The sequence below is a fragment of the Microcystis sp. M53603_WE2 genome, assembly GCF_030065435.1.
The window spans coordinates 1-1,735 of record NZ_JASJFF010001209.1 but is presented as its reverse complement, the minus strand read 5'-3'; the positions used below and the strand labels follow the sequence as shown (position 1 = coordinate 1,735).

Sequence of the window (1,735 nt, the reverse complement as noted above, 5' to 3'; positions counted from 1 at the left end):
GATGTGGAAAAATATTTAAAAACTTTCAGGAGACAGGAAACAGGAGTTAGGAGACAGGAGACAGGAGTTAGGAGTCAGTCCCGATGAAAAAATTTTCACCCCCACAGATGAAAGAGGTTTCCTTCCCCACACCCCACACCCCACACCCCACACCCTACTGATTACTGATTACTGTTCACTGATCACAACAAAAGCCGCCAACCCCTGACTCATCAAGGATTACTCAGGACACTGACGCGGACTTTTTCACCATTTTGCAAAGGTTTACTACTATTAACGACGAAACGCTCCCCCGGTTCAAGTCCGGTGATAATTTCTACTTGACCGTCGAGCGCTTGACCGAGACGAACGGGACGTTTTTCCACTTGCGAGTTAGACTCGGAAAGGACGAAAATGGCCGCGGATTCCCCTTGACTGACAATTGCTGTTTCGGGAACAATCACCTGAGGGGCAGAATTATTATTAAACCGCACCCGGGCTAATAATCCCCCTTTAATTAAACCATCCCCATTGGCTAGAGTAATCTCCACGGGAATCCGCCGGGCCGTGCCTTGGCTGAGGGGAAAAATCCTGTTGATGCGACCGGAAAAATTTCTCTCACCGAAAGCATCAAGGCTGACATTAACCGTTTGTCCTAAATTAATCGTTTTTAAATCCAATTCCGATAATAATACTACTACCTTGACCTGTTGAAAATCACCAATTTTGAGGACTTCATCGCCGATACTGACTAAATCCCCCGGCTCTTTCAGTTTTTCGATAACTATCCCCGTCGCCGGTGATTTAAGAATAGCGTAGGCCTGACGTTGTTGTTCCTGCGCGATGACCGATTTTTGGGCGGCAATTCTGCCGATAATTGCCGCCACTACCTGCTCCTCGACTTTAATTCTTGAGCGCGCGCTATTAACGGCTTTTAAAGCCACTGCAGCCGCAGTTTGGGCTGTTTCACCCTGTTGCAGGGGAATCGCCCCTTCTAGGGCTAATTTTTGCAGGCGCTCGGCATCATTTTTGTCCTGTTGGTATTGTAGTTGTAGGCGCTCCACTTCAATTTCAGCGTTACTGACTTCAATTCTCGCCCGGGCTAATTCCGCTTCTAGGGACGACAGGGCGGCTTTTTCTTGCCGGACAACGGTGGCGAGGAGACGATCATCAACACGGGCGAGGATTTGCCCTAATTGCACCTCATCTCCCACATCGACGAGGAGATTGAGTAACTGACCCGTGGCTTGCGATCGCAGAGAAACGACTTTTAAAGGTCGGGTAGTTCCCGTGTAATCGAGATTGCGTTCGATGGTTGCCGGTTTAGCCCTGGTGACGTTGACGGTAGTAGTACGGGCTGCCGGTGGCGGTGGTTGGGTTTCGGTCTGGGGAGAACAACTCGCGCTTAAGGATAAGATAACCAGAGCGGAAAGGATAATCGGAGTCGATCCCATGGCGATCATCTTGGTAGAAAGCGGCTTTTGAGTCGATGGTCGCTTATTCCTCGTCCCAAGCTTCTACCGCTACCACTTCGCTGAGAGGGTCTTGCATGGAGAAACCGAAATCGAGCAACTCTTGCTTCCAGTATCCCCACTCATCTCCGTATAAAAGAGCCAGTTTCCAGATACTATCGCTAGGTTTGACTACTTTTGCATCTATCCACTTGCTAACCTTGCGTTGAAACTTCACCATCGGGTGAGCTACAGCTTGTTTGGTCATAAATTCAATTGCTATGAAAACTTCGGATTTTGCGCTT

At 48.8% G+C, this 1,735-nt stretch carries 2 protein-coding genes; both read right to left on the bottom strand.

The window, feature by feature from the left end; translation table 11 throughout:
- Window positions 1-212 precede the first annotated feature (212 nt).
- Complete coding sequence (locus tag PX481_RS25310; RefSeq protein WP_288096717.1) at window positions 213-1,433, bottom strand: efflux RND transporter periplasmic adaptor subunit; 1,221 nt, start codon at window positions 1,431-1,433, stop codon at window positions 213-215.
- A 43-nt stretch (window positions 1,434-1,476) separates the two neighbouring features.
- The gene (locus tag PX481_RS25305; RefSeq protein WP_002759020.1) at window positions 1,477-1,698 is read right to left on the bottom strand and encodes a DUF4327 family protein; all 222 of its coding nucleotides are present in this window, start codon (window positions 1,696-1,698) and stop codon (window positions 1,477-1,479) included.
- Between the last annotated feature and the right edge of the window lie 37 nt (window positions 1,699-1,735).

Bases quoted from the DNA above. Each gene is read 5' to 3' on its own strand.
- PX481_RS25310 (WP_288096717.1), bottom strand. From the start codon at position 1,433: ATGGGATCGACTCCGATTATCCTTTCCGCTCTGGTTATCTTATCCTTA.
- PX481_RS25305 (WP_002759020.1), bottom strand. From the start codon at position 1,698: ATGACCAAACAAGCTGTAGCTCACCCGATGGTGAAGTTTCAACGCAAG.